Source organism: Pseudomonas sp. SJZ078 (genome assembly GCF_007828255.1).
In the GTDB taxonomy this organism is placed as follows: Bacteria; Pseudomonadota; Gammaproteobacteria; order Pseudomonadales; family Pseudomonadaceae; genus Aquipseudomonas.
On record NZ_VIUG01000003.1, the window covers coordinates 271,767 to 287,667 of the forward strand.

Sequence of the window (15,901 nt, forward strand, 5' to 3'; positions counted from 1 at the left end):
GTACGTCACCTTCACGGAATTTCCGACAATTGTCAATCGCCCTAAACAAGGCCCTGGAAGCGACTTGACGGTCATTTCCGTAACCCTGCAGATCCGCAATACAACGCTGCATGTGCAGACATTCATAAGATCAATAATTAGAAAAGTCGCCCTAATTCCGGGCGCGATGGTTACAACCGGCTATGCTGGCGGATACGTTACTGAAGGGCTTGGCGCGAGGGCGTTACGAACGAACGCCCGGATTGAACTGGTTTGCGGCCTGCCTGGCCAACCCGCCCGACGCGACTGTCGGGCTTTTTTATGGGTCAGGCCAGGGCCTTGAGCACCGCTGCAATATCCTGCAAAACAGCGGTTTCGCCCTTCTCGCCCCAGTACAGGGTGATCATCTGCCGGTCGGCTTCGACCTTGTAGACGTTGGCGGGCAGCTTCCGGAAATGCTCGAGCAACGACTCGTCCTGGCAAACTTCCCGCCACTGATTGACCCAGACGCCCGGTGCGCTTTGCCAGTAACTCCAACAGACCGGCTGCTTGCCGCGCCGGGGCCGATGGTACTGCGCGCAGGGGTTTGGAGGCTGGGGATCGAGCCAGTGCGGCCATTGCTGGGGCACCAATTGCATGGCCAGGCCGAGGCGACGGGCCTCCATGCGCAGGGCCATGCGACCGCTCTGTACACGGGACGGCCGCAACCATGCCAGGGGGCTAAATACCACCAGCAGGATTGACACCACTATCCAGACCGTCATATCTGTACTCCCGAATTCTGATGAGCCATTGACCCATGTCGCCGTCAATGCGCTTGAAACCAGCCATACTTAACCGTATCGCCATTCTCTGGAGTGCTTTTCATGTACTACGAACACATCCTGGTCGCCGTCGACCTCACTGAAGAATGCGATCCCGTCATCAAACGCGCTCGCGCCCTGTGCGATGGCCGAGAGACCAAATTGTCACTTGTGCATATCGTCGAACCGATGGCCATGGCCTTTGGCGGCGATGTACCCATGGACCTTTCCCAACTGCAGCAACAGCAATTCGACCAGGCCAAGGAGCGCCTTGACCGCCTGATCGTGAAATACCCGGACTTGAAACGGGAAAACAGCCACCTGACCTACGGCCAGCCGCGTCAGGAGATCCACCACCTGGCCAAGGAACAGGGTTGTGACCTGATCGTGGTGGGCAGCCATGGACGCCATGGACTGGCGTTGCTGCTGGGTTCCACCGCCAACGACGTGTTGCATGGCGCGCCTTGCGATGTGCTGGCGGTGCACCTGGTCAAGCGTGCGTAACCATTGTGGGAGCGGGCTTGCTCGCGAAAGCGGCATTACAGTCACCTACTAATCGACTGCCACACCGCCTTCGCGAGCAAGCCCGCTCCCACATTAGACTTCATTTCAATTCAAGCCCTCTGGTGCCCTGGGATCTTGAACATCTGATCAGGCATCCAGCTCGGCCCAACGCTCCACCAGTGCATCCAACTCAGCCTGCAACTGCTCCAGGTGCGCTATCACCTTGGCGGTTTCCGCAGCCGGTCGCTGGTAGAAATCGGCATCGGCCATCTCGGCCTGCACTGCGGCGATCTGCGCTTCCTTGGCATCGATATCACCCGGCAACGCTTCCAGTTCGCGCTGTAGCTTGTAGCTGAGCTTCTTCTTGGCCGGGGCCGGGGCCGGGGCCGCTACCGGAGCAGGCTCGGCCTTGACCACAGCCGAATTCAAGTCGGCCTTGCCGGACTTGCTCTCGGTCACGCCCAAGAGGCGTGGCGAGCCGCCCTGGCGCAGCCAGTCCTGATACCCGCCGACGTATTCGCGAACCCGACCTTCGCCTTCGAATACCAGGGTGCTGGTGACCACGTTGTCGAGGAATGCCCGGTCGTGGCTGACCATCAGCACGGTGCCGTTGAAGGTCAGCAGCACTTCCTCCAGCAGTTCGAGGGTTTCCACGTCCAGGTCGTTGGTCGGCTCGTCGAGCACCAGCAGGTTGGCCGGTTTGCTGAACAGCTTCGCCAGCAGCAGACGGGCGCGCTCACCACCGGACAACGCCTTGACCGGGGTACGGGCACGTTGAGGGCTGAACAGGAAATCGCCGAGGTAGCTCAATACATGGCGGCTCTGGCCATCGATCTCGATGAAGTCGCGGCCTTCGGCTACGTTGTCGATCACGGTCTTTTCCAGGTCCAGTTGGTGACGCAACTGGTCAAAGTAGGCGACGTCGATCTTCGTCCCCTCTTCCACCTTGCCGCTGGACGGCACCAGGCCGCCGAGCATCAGCTTGAGCAAGGTGGTCTTGCCGGTGCCATTGGCACCCAGCAGGCCAATGCGGTCGCCGCGCTGCAGGACCATGGAGAAGTCCTTGACCAGGAATGGCCCGCCGGGATGGGCGAAGCTGACGTTTTCCAGGACCATCACCTGCTTGCCGGATTTTTCAGCGGTTTCCAGCTGGATATTAGCCTTGCCAGTACGCTCGCGACGCTCGCTGCGCTCCACACGCAGGGCCTTGAGGGCGCGTACACGACCTTCGTTACGGGTACGACGGGCCTTGATGCCCTGGCGGATCCAGACCTCTTCCTGGGCCAGGCGCTTGTCGAACAAAGCGTTGGCGGTTTCTTCCGCCGCCAGGACCGCTTCCTTGTGCACCAGGAAACTGGCGTAGTCGCCGTTCCAGTCGATCAGGCCGCCACGATCCAGCTCAAGGATGCGGGTCGCCAGGTTCTGCAGAAAGGAACGGTCGTGGGTGATGAACAGCACCGCCCCCTGGAAATCCCTCAAGGCTTCTTCAAGCCAGGCGATGGCGCCGATGTCCAGGTGGTTGGTCGGTTCGTCGAGCAGCAGCAGGTCCGGTTCGGAAACCAGTGCCTGGGCCAGCAGGACGCGACGACGCCAGCCGCCGGACAGCTCCGCGAGGGTCTTGTCGGCCGGCAGTTGCAGGCGGCTCAGGGTGCTGTCGACCAATTGCTGCAGACGCCAGCCATCGCGGGCTTCGAGGTCGTGCTGCACATGCATCAGTTTTTCCAGGTCGGCGTCGGTGACGATGTTCTGGCTCAGGTGGTGATATTCGGCCAAGAGCGCGCCGACACCGTCCAGCCCCTCGGCAACCACATCGAACACCGTCCGCTCGTCGGCCAGCGGCAGTTCCTGGGGCAACTCACCGATTTTCAGGCCGGGGGCACGCCAGACCGAGCCGTCGTCGGGCTTCTGGTCGCCCTTGACCAGCTTCATCATGCTGGACTTGCCGGTGCCGTTGCGGCCGATGATGCACACCCGCTCACCACGGGCGATCTGCCAGGACACCTTGTCCAACAACGGCATCGCGCCGAAAGCAAGGGACACATCGCTGAATTTGAGCAGGGTCATGAGCTTCTCCAAAAACCGGGCGCGCATTCTACCTGAGATGAGACTTCAGGGGTCCGCCATTTTCTTCGTTGAAGCACTCTGCATAATAAATGTTGCGAACTTGCGCCGACGCCCCCGCAAAGCTTTCGCCGGTTGCTGGCAAAAGGCTAAGCTACAGGCAGTTACCCTGGGTTACCCCTTGGGCTTTTCATGTTTTTTTCTGCCCGGATGTCTCATGCGCAGTCGCCTTATTACTGTTTTGTCTTGTTTTTTCGTGTGTGCCACTGCCGTTCAAACCGCTCAAGCGGTGGATATCTCCACCCAGCGCCAGTATTACGATGAAGCCAAGCGAGCCTTGGCCAAAGGTGATTCCGGTCCTTATTTCCGCTATAGCCAGGCCCTGCGCGATTATCCGCTGGAACCGTACCTGGCCTACGACGAACTGACCGCTCGCCTCAAGAGCGCGAGCAACGCCGAAATCGAGAAATTCCTCGCTGAACACGGTGACCTGCCCCAGGCCAACTGGATGAAGCTGCGCTGGTTGCGCTGGCTGGCCGAGCGCGGCGACTGGGCGACCTTCGTCAAATACTACGACCCCAAGCTCAACTTCACCGAGCTGGACTGCCTCAACGCCCAGTATCAGCTCAGCCATGGTCTCAAGGCCGAGGGCTACGCCAACACCGAAAAACTCTGGCTCACCGGTAAATCCCAACCAGAAGCCTGCGACGCGCTGTTCGGTCTGTGGGCCTCCCAAGGCCAGTTGACCGAGCACAAACGCTGGGAGCGCGCCAAACTGGCGGCCCAGGCTCGCAACTATCCACTGGCCAACAGCCTGGTCAGCGGCCTGGTCACCCTCGCCCCTCGCGGCAAGTTGCTGGTGGACGTGGCGCAAAAACCCGAACTGCTCAACCAGCCCTCGCGCTTCGTCCCGGCCGATGAGCCGATGTCGGATATCGTCAGCCTCGGCCTGCGTCGCCTTGCCCGCCAGGATCCGGACAAAGCCATGGCATTGCTGGACGGCTACGCCAGCACCATGCATTTTTCCCGCGACGAAAAAGTCGCCATCGCCCGGGAGATCGGCCTGACCCTGGCCAAGCGCTTCGACAGTCGCGCCCTCGACGTGATGACCCAATATGACCCGGAATTGCGGGACGACACCGTTTCGGAATGGCGCCTGCGCCTGCTGCTGCGCCTGGGTCGCTGGGACGACGCCTATCAGCTGACCCGTCGCCTGCCCGAGTCGCTGGCCACCACCAACCGCTGGCGCTACTGGCAGGCCCGCAGCCTGGAGCTGGCTCAACCGCAGAACCCCGAGGCCTTGACGCTCTACAAGCACCTGGCCCGCGAGCGGGATTTCTATGGCTTCCTGGCCGCCGACCGCTCACAATCGCCCTACTCGCTCGCCAACAAGCCCCTGGTGCTGAGTCAGGCACTGATCAATAAAGTGCGTAACACACCGGGCATTCGCCGGGCCCTGGAGTTCCATGCCCGCGGGCAGATCGTCGACGGTCGCCGCGAGTGGTATCACGTCAGCCGGCACTTCAACCGCGACGAAATGGTCGCCCAGGCGAAGCTGGCCTACGACCTGAAGTGGTATTTCCCGGCCATCCGCACCATCAGCCAGGCCAAGTACTGGGATGACCTGGACATCCGTTTCCCGATGGCGCATCGCGATACCCTGGTGCGCCAAGCCAAGGTCCGTGGCCTGCATTCGAGCTGGGTGTTCGCGATCACCCGCCAGGAGAGCGCCTTCATGGATGACGCCCGCTCCGGCGTGGGTGCCGCCGGCCTGATGCAATTGATGCCCGGTACCGCCAAGGAAACCGCGCGCAAGTTCAGCATTCCCCTGGCTTCGCCCCAACAAGTGCTGGATCCGGACAAGAACATCGAGCTCGGCGCAGCGTACCTGAGCCAGGTCCACAGCCAGTTCAACGGCAACCGCGTCCTGGCCTCGGCCGCCTACAACGCCGGCCCCGGCCGCGTACGCCAGTGGCTGCGCGGCGCCGACCACCTGAGCTTCGACGTCTGGGTTGAAAGCATCCCCTTCGACGAAACCCGCCAATACGTACAGAACGTCTTGTCGTACTCGGTGATCTACGGCCAGAAACTCAACTCGCCGCAACCGCTGGTGGACTGGCATGAGCGGTATTTTGATGATCAGTGAGTGCAGCAGCGACGAGTATTGAGCTTCAAGCGGCAAGCTGTACCTGAGAAATTGCCCGTATCGAAAGATGCGGGCATTTTTGTCGGTGACTTGATCCTGTGGGAGCGGGCTTGCTCGCGAAGACGGCAGCACATCCAACATTACCCGGTCTGACCCACCGCGTTCGCGAGCAAGCCACACATTGGATGTGTATGCACCGACAAGCCTCAGCCAAGCAGTGCCAAGGCCGCTTGCCTAGCAAAGTAAAACGATACCATTGCGTCGGACTGCTGGGTGACTCTGGTTGGATCGGCTCACTGATCTTCAGTGAAGCGTCGCTGCTCAATATTTGAAACAGTCTGGCTACTGGGTCGGTTACCAGATCGGTCACGGCTCATTACCCCCTTCTCAAGCACCGCGCTCAGCAACTACAGCACAGCACTCATTGAGCCACCCCCCCTTGCTGGTTGAACTGCAACGCCGCCAACCGCGCATACAGCTCATTGCTGGCAACCAGCTCCTGATGCGTACCTACCGCCACCACCCTGCCCTGATCCATCACCGCGATCCGGTCGGCGTTTTTCACCGTGGCCAGGCGGTGGGCGATGACCAGGGTGGTGCGGTTTTTCATCAGATCGGGCAGGGCTTGCTGGATCAGGTGCTCGCTTTGCGCGTCGAGGGCGCTGGTGGCTTCGTCCAGCAACAGGATCGGCGCGTCCACCAACAGCGCCCGGGCGATGGCCAGGCGTTGGCGTTGGCCGCCGGATAACCCCAGGCCACCGTCGCCCAGGTGGGTCTGATAGCCCTCGGGCATCTTTTCGATGAAGTCGTGGGCATGGGCGATCCGGGCCGCTTCGCGCACTTGCTCGGCGGTCGCGTCAGGATTGCCGTAGCGGATATTTTCTTCCACGGTGCCGAAAAACAGCGCCGGGTTCTGTGAAACCAGGGCGAAATGACGGCGCAGGTCCAGGGGATCGAGTAGGCTCAACGGCACATCGTCTATGAGGATCCGGCCTTGGGCCGGGTCGTAGAAACGCAATAGCAAGTCATACACCGTCGACTTACCCGCACCGGACGGTCCGACCAGGGCGAGGGTTTCGCCGGCGTTGACCGTCAAGTCCAGGCCATCGAGCGCAAAGCTTTCCGGCCGGGACGGATAGGAGAACCGCACGCCTTCAAGACGCAGATCGCCCCGGACCCGCTCCGGCAACGTCACCAGGCCCGAGGTCGGTGGTTGGATGATGTTCTGCGAGCGCAACAGCTCGGCGATACGCTCGGCAGCGCCGGCGGCCCGCTGCAGTTCGCCGATCACCTCGCTCAGCGTACCGAAGGCGCTACCGACGATCAGACTGTAGAACACGAACGCCGCCAGCTCGCCGCCGGAGATCCGCCCGGCGATCACGTCCATGCCCCCGACCCAGAGCATCACGCCCACCGCTCCCAGCACCAGCATGATCACCAGGGTGATCAGCCAGGCGCGTTGGGCGATACGTTTGCGGGCGGTCTCGAACGCCCGCTCCACCGTGACGGCAAAGCGTTGTTCATCCTGGACCTGATGGTTGTAGGCCTGCACGGTCTTGATCTGGCCCAGGGTTTCGGAAACGTAGCTGCCGACATCGGCGATGCGGTCCTGGCTCTGACGGGACAGGCTGCGTACCCGACGCCCGAACACCAGGATCGGCGCCAACACCAGCGGCAGGGCAATCACCACGATGCTGGTGAGCTTGGGGTTGGTGACGAACAACAGCACGATGCCGCCGATCACCATCAGGGCGTTGCGCAGAAACAGCGACAAGGACGAACCGATCACCGATTGCAGCAACGTGGTGTCGGCGGTCAGGCGTGACTGGATCTCCGAGCTGCGGTTGTTCTCGTAGAACCCCGGGTGCAGATACACAAGATGGTTGAAAACCTGTCGCCGGATATCGGCCACCACGCGCTCGCCAATCCACGACACCAGGTAGAACCGGGAGAAGGTCCCGATCGCCAGGCCTATCACCAGCACCATGAACAAGCCGATGGACTGGTTCAACAACTGAGGAGAACGGGTCATGAACCCCTGGTCCACCAGCAGCCGGATGCCCTGGCCCATGGACAGGGTGATACCTGCCGTGACGATGAGCGCCAGCAATGCACCGGCGACCTGCTTGCGGTAAGGAGCGATAAAACCACTGGCCAGGCCAATGACGCGGCGATGTCGGGAAGAAAGCATCAGTAACATCCGATAGTGCAACAGGAAAAGGACGGGGCGACAGTACCGAAGCGCGGCGCAACCTCTTTGAATCAGAATGAGTCAGGTTAAATATGACCGCAACGACTACGGACTAGAGAGTATCGGTCTAAAGTCTGACTGGAAACGTACAAGTATTTCTGTTTGAGTAGAGCTGTCGTCATGACCGACAAGGAGTGTCATTTCTCAGTCACCTGACGACAGTACGGTAGACATTAAAACCTGATGAGGAGACAGGCCATGTCCTTGCAACACAGCAGCGACGACAAGATTCAAGTGATCCGCACGCAACCGGACCAGTCCCTGGGCTGCTCGTTCATCGACGCCCAAGGGCGCGAAGTACCGATCACCGAAGAGATGATCCAGAAAGCCTGCAGCGAACTGGAACAACGACTGGTCAAGCCTGCCGAACAAAAGTGATACAGCCCGTCTTCGATTGAACCCGACCTTGATGTCGGGTTTTTTGTGCCTGTCTGGATAGGCAACTTACCCGTCATCCCAGGCCCACCGCGCGCCCGTGGCGAGGGGATTTATCCCCGCTGGGCTGCATAGCAGCCCCTGCATGTAAAGTCTTCCACCGCCAGCGTCTGTTCAAAGGGCCGCTACGCGCCCCAGCGGGGATGAATCCCCTCGCCACAAAAAAACGGGCCTATACAACCTCTGCACCCAGCGCGGTCACGATCTGCTGCAACGCCGGTGACTGCCCTTCAATGCGCACCTTCAGGCTGTCGATCTCCCGGCGCGGCGGGTAATGTTTGCGCAGGGCATCGAAGGCACTGCGCTGCTCGCTGACCGTCCCCACCAGGCTACGGCGAAAGTCCGCATCGTCACGACGCGGGTCGTATACGCCACGGCACAGCGCGGCCAGCGCCCAGGCGGGATCGGTGGCAGCGTCCAGGGTGATGCCGCCCAACCAGGGACGAGGCAGCAGATCGCCGAGGCTGACTGCAACCGGTACCTGCAGGAACGCGCAAAAGGCTTCATAAATCTGCGCCGTGCCGCGTTGGCGACCATCGAGGCTGTAGCCGGCAATGTGCGGCGTGGCGATCACGCACAGGTCGGCCAGGTCCACGTCCACCGTAGGCTCCTGCTCCCAGACATCCAGCACCGCTTGCAGGTCTTCGCGCTCCAGCAACACATTGCGCAACGCGATGTTATCGACCACCGGTCCGCGGGCCGCATTGATCAGCCAGGTACCAGGCTTGAGACTGCTCAGACGCTGCTCGTCGAAGAGATGCCAGGTTGGATGCTCGCCGTCACGCGTCAGGGGGGTGTGCAGGCTGATCACGTCGCACTGCTCGATGATCTGTTCCAGGCTTACATAATCACCACCCTCGATCGCCCGACGGGGTGGATCGCAGACCTTCACGTCCCAGCCCAGGCCCTTGAACACTGCGATCAAACGCCCGCCCACCTGGCCCGCGCCGACCACGCCGAAGGTGCGTTGCGGCAGCTCCGCGCCCTCGATTTCAGCCAGGGCCATCAGGCTGCCCAGCACGTAATCCACCACGCCACGGGCATTGCAGCCCGGCGCACTGGCCCAGCGGATGCCGGCCTCGGCGAAGTAATCCAGGTCCAGGTGATCGGTGCCGATGGTGCAAGTGCCGACGAAACGCACGTTGCTGCCTTCCAGCAAGGCACGATTGACCCGGCTGACGGAGCGCACCAGCAACACATCGGCCTGCGCGACCATGTCCCGGTCGATGCCGCGCCCCGGTACCCGGCGGATCTCACCGAAGTCCTTGAAAAAGGCATCGAGCAGGGGAATGTTTTCGTCGGCGACGATCAGCATGGCAAAGCTCCTTTGGCGGGGTGGGCAGTGTAGGCGTTCCGGTGTGTCTGCGCATTAGTGGTGAAGCATGATGTTGTGGCGAGGGGGTTTACCCCCGCCGGGTGCGCAGCGCCCCCATGATTTTCGCGACTGCTACGCAGTCGAGCGGGGATAAATCCCCTCGCCACAACAACATTCACAAGTTGAGCACGCGTTTACAAATCCCCAACACAGCTTTTTTCCTGACCACTGCGTCAACGCGTAGAATCCGCCGCCTTGCGCTAATTTTTCGGACGCTTCGCCTGTGAATCCCGTAATCGACAACCCTGCCCTTCTCTCTCGCCCGGCCCGGGTACGCCTGGAGGTCAAGACGCTGCTGGCCCTGGCACTGCCGATCATGGTGGCGCAACTGGCGACCACCGCCATGGGCTTCGTCGATGCGGTGATGGCCGGTCGCGTCGGCCCCCGGGATCTGGCGGCGGTAGCGTTGGGCAACTCGATCTGGGTGCCGGTGTTTCTGTTGATGACTGGCACGCTGCTGGCGACTACGCCGAAAGTCGCCCAGCGCTTCGGCGCTGGAACCTTCGATGAGATCGGCCCGTTGGTGCGCCAGGCCCTATGGCTGGCGCTGGCGGTCGGGTTGATCGCGACACTGGCGCTGTTCAGTGCCGAGCCGATTCTGCACATCATGAAGGTGGACCCGGAGCTGATCGGCCCCTGCATGGAATACCTGCGAGGGATTGGCACCGGCCTGCCGGCCGTGGCGCTGTACCACGTACTGCGCTGCTTCAGCGACGGCCTGGGCCGTACGCGACCGGCCATGGTTCTGGGGTTGTGCGGGTTGGCGCTGAACGTTCCGCTCAATTACATCTTCATCTACGGGCACCTGGGCGTGCCGGCCATGGGCGGCGTCGGTTGTGGCTGGGCCACCGCTATCGTAATGTGGGTCATGGCCCTGGGCATGGCCGGCTGGACGCGCTGGGCGCCGGCCTATCGGTCGAGTCAATTGTTCAGCCGCTTCGATTGGCCGCAGTGGGCAGTCCTCCAACGCCTGCTGGGCATCGGCCTGCCGATAGGCATCGCGGTATTTGCCGAGTCGAGTATTTTTGCGGTGATTGCACTGCTGATCGGCAGCCTCGGCGCCACGGTCGTGGCCGGGCATCAGATCGCGCTGAACTTCAGTTCCCTGGTGTTCATGATTCCTTACTCCCTGGCCATGGCCGTAACGGTGCGGGTCGGCCAGACACTGGGACGTGGCCAGCCTCGCGAGGCGCGCTTCGCCGCTGGCGTGGGTATGGGCGCGGCCCTGGCATATGCCTGCCTGTCGGCGAGCCTGATGCTGGCGCTGCGCGGGCCCATCGCCGCGATCTACACCGCCGACCCGGTGGTGATCGACGTCGCCTCGATGTTGATCGTATACGCGGCACTGTTCCAGTTTTCCGATGCGATCCAGGTCACCGCGGCGGGCGCCTTGCGCGGCTACCAGGACACCCGGGTGACAATGATCCTGACCCTGTTCGCCTACTGGGGGATCGGTTTGCCGGTGGGTTACGCCTTGGGACTGACCGATTGGTTCGGCGCGGCCAACGGCCCGAGCGGACTGTGGCAGGGCCTGATCGTGGGCCTGAGCTGCGCGGCGCTGATGCTGTCGATCCGCCTGACCCGCAGCGCGCGCAAGCCGATCCGCATCAATCGCTCGAAGGGTTAAGCGAGCTTCTTGCGGATCCAGTAGCGGTACGTACCGTCCACCTCGTCCTGGGCCACCAGTTCGTGGTCGAGAAACACACAGAACTTGGGAATGTCGCGACGGGTCGAGGGGTCGGTGGCAATCACCTTCAACAGCCCGCCCGGTACCAGGTCGCGGATGTGCTGGTGCAGCATCATCACCGGCTCAGGGCAATTGAGGCCGGAGGCATCCAGCGTGCCGTCGACCGGCGTATCGTTCATTTCACTCATGTTCTACTCCTGAAACTGGCCGGCATTGTCGCGCAATGTCGCCGGGTGGTCACCCTCGACTTAACGCCACATTCCATGTGGGAGCGAGCCTGCTCGCGAAGGCGCAAGGCCCGTCAGCATTGATGTTGAATGACACATCGCTATCGCGAGCAGGCTCGCTCCCACAGGAACAATCAGCGGGATTTGGGCTTCTTACTGTCCAACCGCCGCAAATGGCACGTCACCTCTTCACGGTCGTGGTACAACTGCTTGCATCCGATCTCCACCTTGATCCCCCGGGCCTTGAAGCCATCGGCAATGCGTTCGAGCAAGCGCTTCACTTCGGCATAGCGCTGCTTCATCGGCAGTTTGAGGTTGACCACGGCCTCGCGACAATGGCCCTCGCCGATCCACTCTTCCAGCATCGCCGCATTGCGCGCCGGCTTCTCGACGATGTCGCAGACCATCCAGTCCACCGGCTGCCTGGGCTTGAAGGTAAAGCCATCCGCCATCAAGTGTTGCACCAGACCGGTTTCCATCAGGCTTTCGGCCATCGGGCCGTTGTCGATGGCGGTCACCAGCATGCCGCGATTAACCAGTTGCCAGGTCCAACCGCCGGGCGCGGCCCCCAGGTCGACGCCGGTCATGTCACTGTGCAAGCGCTCGTCCCACTCCTTCCGTGGAATGAAGTGGTGCCAGGCCTCTTCGAGCTTGAGGGTCGAGCGGCTCGGGGCCTCCCGAGGGAATTTCAGGCGGGGTATTCCCATTGGCCACATCGCCGAGTTGTTCGCCTCCGCCAGCCCCAGGAACACTTCGCGGCCACTTTTGAACGTCAGCAGCAGGCGCGGCTTGTGCGGATCGTCCACCAGCTTGCCGGCGCCAGTCAGCGCCTTGCGCAGCGGGCCTTCGAATTTCTTGCAGAAGTTCGACAATTCCTTGCCATCGTTGGTATCGACCACTTCCAGCCACAGGCTGCCGCAGAGCGGAAACTGTGCCATCTGGGACAGAATGACGCTGATACGGTCGCTTTCCGGCAAGTCAATGAAAGTGCCGCGGGCCCATTGGCGCGGAAAAATCAGCCCGGCGAAACGCTGGCCGCGCATCAGCCGCTCGGCGCCGTCCGCTTCGGTGCAGACGAACTCGGCGCAGGCGCTGGCCGGTTTGGCCTTGGCATAGCCGGCCACGTTGAGCCGGGCCGCATGTTCGGCAATCTCGGAACAGACCTCGCCCTCGAAGCCGGGCCGGCAGTGCATGAAAAGCGTGTTCATTGAAACTCCGTAGCAAAGCCTGTCACGAAAACCGGCGCATGATAGCGGACTTCGGAACCCCGAACCTGCCCATAGAGTCCAGTGATTAGTCATCCGCGCAAAACAGGGCTAGGTTAAAGGCTCTGTCCGTCCCGTCAGTCCGTAGCCGTGCGGACTCAAAGGAGTGATTTCAATGCCATCCCTCGATAGCCTGAAAACCCTTAAAACGCTGCAGGTCGACGCCAAGGCCTACCACTATTTCAGCCTGCCGGAGGCTGCTCGCAGCCTCGGCGACGTGGACAAGCTGCCCATGTCGTTGAAAGTGCTGCTGGAAAACCTGCTGCGCTGGGAAGATGAAAAAACCGTCACCGGTGCCGACCTCAAAGCGCTGGCCGGGTGGTTGAAAGAACGTCGTTCCGACCGCGAGATTCAATACCGACCGGCACGGGTATTGATGCAGGACTTCACCGGCGTCCCGGCCGTGGTCGACCTGGCCGCCATGCGCGCCGCCGTGGAAAAGGCCGGCGGCGATCCTCAGCGGATCAACCCGCTGTCGCCAGTGGACCTGGTGATCGACCACTCGGTGATGGTGGACCGGTTCGCCAGTCGCCAGGCGTTCGCGCAAAACGTCGACATCGAGATGCAGCGCAACGGCGAACGCTACGCCTTCCTGCGCTGGGGCCAGAGTGCCTTCGCCAACTTCAGCGTGGTACCGCCGGGTACCGGGATCTGCCACCAGGTCAACCTCGAATACCTGGGCCGCACCGTCTGGACCAAGGAAGAAGACGGCCGCACCTATGCCTTCCCGGATACGCTGGTGGGCACCGACTCCCACACCACCATGATCAACGGCCTCGGTGTGCTGGGCTGGGGCGTCGGTGGGATCGAGGCCGAAGCCGCCATGCTCGGCCAGCCGGTGTCGATGCTGATTCCCGAGGTCATCGGTTTCAAACTCACCGGCAAGCTGCGCGAAGGCATCACCGCCACCGACCTGGTCCTCACCGTCACACAGATGCTGCGCAAGAAAGGCGTGGTGGGCAAGTTCGTCGAGTTCTATGGCGATGGCCTCGCCGACCTGCCCCTGGCCGACCGCGCCACCATCGCCAACATGGCCCCGGAGTACGGCGCCACGTGCGGCTTCTTCCCGGTGGACGAGGTCACCCTGGATTACCTGCGCCTGTCCGGGCGCCCGGCGGAAACGGTGAAACTGGTAGAGGCATATTGCAAGGCACAGGGCTTGTGGCGCTTGCCTGGCAAGGAACCGGTGTTCACCGACACCCTGGAACTGGACATGGGCAGCGTCGAAGCCAGCCTGGCCGGGCCGAAACGCCCCCAGGACCGGGTTTCGCTGCCCAACGTCGGCCAGGCATTCAGCGATTTCCTGGGGCTGCAGGTCAAACCCACCAGCAAGGAAGAAGGTCGCCTGGAAAGCGAAGGCGGCGGTGGCGTGGCGGTGGGCAATGCCGATCAGGTAGGCGAGGCCGAGTACGAGTTCGAAGGCCATACGCATCGCCTGAAAAACGGTGCGGTGGTGATCGCAGCCATTACCTCCTGCACCAACACCTCCAACCCCAGTGTGATGATGGCCGCCGGGCTGCTGGCGAAAAAAGCCGTGGAAAAAGGTTTGACCCGCAAACCCTGGGTCAAGAGTTCCCTGGCACCGGGCTCCAAGGTGGTCACCGATTACTACCAGGCCGCCGGCCTGACCGAATACCTGGATCAACTGGGCTTTGCCCTGGTGGGCTACGGCTGCACCACCTGCATCGGCAACTCCGGCCCCTTGCCGGACCCGATCGAAAAAGCCATCCAGAAAGCCGACCTGACCGTGGCCTCGGTGCTGTCGGGCAACCGCAACTTCGAGGGCCGCGTGCATCCGCTGGTCAAGACCAACTGGCTGGCCTCACCGCCCCTGGTGGTGGCCTACGCCCTGGCCGGCACGGTGCGTATCGATATCAGCAGCGAACCGTTGGGCAATGACCGCGACGGCAATCCGGTGTATCTGCGGGACATCTGGCCCAGCAGCAAGGAAGTCGCCGACGCCGTGGCCCAGGTGGACACCGGGATGTTCCACAAGGAGTATGCCGCTGTGTTTGCCGGTGACGAGCAATGGCAGGCCATCGAGGTGCCGCAAGCAGCGACGTACGTCTGGCAGTCGGACTCGACCTACATCCAGCATCCGCCCTTCTTCGACGGCATCGACGGGCCGCCACCGGCCATCCGCAACATCGAAGGCGCCCGGGTACTGGCCCTGCTCGGCGATTCGGTCACCACCGACCACATCTCCCCGGCCGGCAATATCAAGGCCGACAGCCCGGCGGGGCGGTACCTGCGCGAACAGGGCGTGGAGCCCCGGGATTTCAACTCCTATGGCTCGAGACGCGGTAATCATCAAGTGATGATGCGTGGCACGTTCGCCAATATCCGGATCCGCAACGAGATGCTCGGCGGCGAGGAAGGCGGCAACACGATCTATATTCCCAGCGGCGAAAGAATGCCGATCTACGACGCCGCCATGTTGTACCAGGCCAAGGGCACGCCGCTGGTGGTGATCGCGGGGCAGGAATACGGCACCGGCTCCAGTCGGGACTGGGCGGCCAAGGGTACGAACCTGCTGGGGGTCAAGGCGGTGATCGCCGAAAGCTTCGAGCGCATCCATCGTTCCAACCTGGTGGGCATGGGCGTGCTGCCGTTGCAGTTCAAGCTCGATCAGAACCGCAAGAGCCTGAACCTGACCGGCAAGGAGACCCTGGACATTCTCGGCCTGGACGACGTCGAACTGACGCCACGGATGAATCTGCCACTGGTGATCACCCGCGAGGACGGCAGCCAGGAGCGGATCGAGGTGTTGTGTCGGATCGATACCCTGAATGAAGTGGAATACTTCAAGGCAGGCGGGATCCTGCACTATGTCCTGCGGCAATTGATTGCCAGTTAAAGCTCAATCCCTTGTGGGAGCGGGCTTGCTCACGAAGACGGTCGGTCTGTTATTGAAATATTGACTGACACACCGCTTTCGCGAGCAAGCCCGCTCCCACAGGTCCGCTTCCTGGCTGAACGGTATCAATCGCTTGATCAGTCGCCGTTTTCATATCGTGCCCCTATAATCCCTCCCCCCTGGCGCTCACGGAACAGAGTCAGCCAATCGTTCTTCACCTCCTACGCATGAATCTGCATGGATACAAATTGTGCTCTTTGCGCGACATCGCATCGTCGTAGACGCGGCGGCCACTTTCGCCCGAAGCTCCA

The 15,901-nt window shown here is 61.9% G+C and carries 11 protein-coding genes; 5 read left to right on the top strand and 6 right to left on the bottom strand.

Going from position 1 to position 15,901, the window contains the following annotated elements; all coding sequences use genetic code 11:
• Positions 1-305: 305 nt before the first annotated feature.
• The gene (locus FBY02_RS05080; protein WP_144924168.1) at positions 306-743 is read right to left on the bottom strand and encodes a hypothetical protein; all 438 of its coding nucleotides are present in this window, start codon (positions 741-743) and stop codon (positions 306-308) included.
• Positions 744-845: 102 nt separating this feature from the next.
• Here FBY02_RS05080 and FBY02_RS05085 point away from each other — a divergent pair, with 102 nt between their 5' ends.
• On the top strand, positions 846-1,286 hold the full coding sequence (locus FBY02_RS05085) for a universal stress protein (RefSeq protein WP_024777909.1): 441 nt from the start codon (positions 846-848) through the stop codon (positions 1,284-1,286).
• A gap of 147 nt (positions 1,287-1,433) precedes the next feature.
• Here FBY02_RS05085 and FBY02_RS05090 read toward each other — a convergent pair whose 3' ends face one another.
• Positions 1,434-3,350, bottom strand: coding sequence for an ATP-binding cassette domain-containing protein (locus FBY02_RS05090; protein WP_144924171.1), 1,917 nt, complete (start codon positions 3,348-3,350; stop codon positions 1,434-1,436).
• A gap of 214 nt (positions 3,351-3,564) precedes the next feature.
• On the opposite strand from FBY02_RS05090, the gene FBY02_RS05095 reads away from it, so the two are divergent.
• Entirely contained in the window at positions 3,565-5,493 is a 1,929-nt protein-coding gene (locus tag FBY02_RS05095) for a transglycosylase SLT domain-containing protein (protein WP_144924174.1), read from the top strand.
• A gap of 421 nt (positions 5,494-5,914) precedes the next feature.
• On the opposite strand, the gene FBY02_RS05100 is transcribed toward FBY02_RS05095, so the two are convergent.
• Entirely contained in the window at positions 5,915-7,693 is a 1,779-nt protein-coding gene (locus FBY02_RS05100; RefSeq protein ID WP_178112065.1) for an ABC transporter transmembrane domain-containing protein, read from the bottom strand.
• A 249-nt stretch (positions 7,694-7,942) separates the two neighbouring features.
• Here FBY02_RS05100 and FBY02_RS05105 point away from each other — a divergent pair, with 249 nt between their 5' ends.
• Positions 7,943-8,122, top strand: coding sequence for a PA1571 family protein (locus tag FBY02_RS05105; RefSeq protein ID WP_041023262.1), 180 nt, complete (start codon positions 7,943-7,945; stop codon positions 8,120-8,122).
• Between the two features lie 229 nt (positions 8,123-8,351).
• Here the strand turns inward: FBY02_RS05105 and pdxB are convergent, their stop codons facing one another.
• Positions 8,352-9,494 carry a 4-phosphoerythronate dehydrogenase PdxB gene (pdxB, locus tag FBY02_RS05110; RefSeq protein ID WP_144924180.1) on the bottom strand — a complete coding sequence of 381 codons (1,143 nt, stop codon included), beginning with the start codon at positions 9,492-9,494 and terminating at the stop codon, positions 8,352-8,354.
• 283 nt (positions 9,495-9,777) lie between these two features.
• On the opposite strand from pdxB, the gene FBY02_RS05115 reads away from it, so the two are divergent.
• On the top strand, positions 9,778-11,181 hold the full coding sequence (locus tag FBY02_RS05115) for an MATE family efflux transporter (RefSeq protein WP_144924183.1): 1,404 nt from the start codon (positions 9,778-9,780) through the stop codon (positions 11,179-11,181).
• Here the strand turns inward: FBY02_RS05115 and tusA are convergent.
• Together tusA and rlmM are read right to left on the bottom strand one after the other, a co-directional pair.
• Positions 11,178-11,429, bottom strand: coding sequence for a sulfurtransferase TusA (tusA, locus tag FBY02_RS05120; RefSeq protein WP_047703829.1), 252 nt, complete (start codon positions 11,427-11,429; stop codon positions 11,178-11,180). The genes FBY02_RS05115 and tusA overlap by 4 nt on opposite strands.
• Before the next feature lie 173 nt (positions 11,430-11,602).
• A complete protein-coding gene (rlmM, locus tag FBY02_RS05125) occupies positions 11,603-12,676 on the bottom strand; it encodes a 23S rRNA (cytidine(2498)-2'-O)-methyltransferase RlmM (RefSeq protein ID WP_144924186.1) in 1,074 nt (357 codons plus the stop codon).
• A 172-nt stretch (positions 12,677-12,848) separates the two neighbouring features.
• Here rlmM and acnA point away from each other — a divergent pair, with 172 nt between their 5' ends.
• Positions 12,849-15,590, top strand: coding sequence for an aconitate hydratase AcnA (gene acnA, locus FBY02_RS05130; protein ID WP_144924188.1), 2,742 nt, complete (start codon positions 12,849-12,851; stop codon positions 15,588-15,590).
• Positions 15,591-15,901: the final 311 nt, after the last annotated feature.

Excerpts from the sequence above, each read along its gene's own strand:
- FBY02_RS05085 (WP_024777909.1), top strand. The coding sequence starts at position 846 with ATGTACTACGAACACATCCTGGTCGCCGTCGACCTCACTGAAGAATGC.
- FBY02_RS05095 (WP_144924174.1), top strand. The coding sequence starts at position 3,565 with ATGCGCAGTCGCCTTATTACTGTTTTGTCTTGTTTTTTCGTGTGTGCC.
- FBY02_RS05100 (WP_178112065.1), bottom strand. The coding sequence starts at position 7,693 with ATGTTACTGATGCTTTCTTCCCGACATCGCCGCGTCATTGGCCTGGCC.
- FBY02_RS05080 (WP_144924168.1), bottom strand. The coding sequence starts at position 743 with ATGACGGTCTGGATAGTGGTGTCAATCCTGCTGGTGGTATTTAGCCCC.
- acnA (WP_144924188.1), top strand. The coding sequence starts at position 12,849 with ATGCCATCCCTCGATAGCCTGAAAACCCTTAAAACGCTGCAGGTCGAC.
- FBY02_RS05105 (WP_041023262.1), top strand. The coding sequence starts at position 7,943 with ATGTCCTTGCAACACAGCAGCGACGACAAGATTCAAGTGATCCGCACG.
- FBY02_RS05090 (WP_144924171.1), bottom strand. The coding sequence starts at position 3,350 with ATGACCCTGCTCAAATTCAGCGATGTGTCCCTTGCTTTCGGCGCGATG.
- pdxB (WP_144924180.1), bottom strand. The coding sequence starts at position 9,494 with ATGCTGATCGTCGCCGACGAAAACATTCCCCTGCTCGATGCCTTTTTC.
- tusA (WP_047703829.1), bottom strand. The coding sequence starts at position 11,429 with ATGAGTGAAATGAACGATACGCCGGTCGACGGCACGCTGGATGCCTCC.
- rlmM (WP_144924186.1), bottom strand. The coding sequence starts at position 12,676 with ATGAACACGCTTTTCATGCACTGCCGGCCCGGCTTCGAGGGCGAGGTC.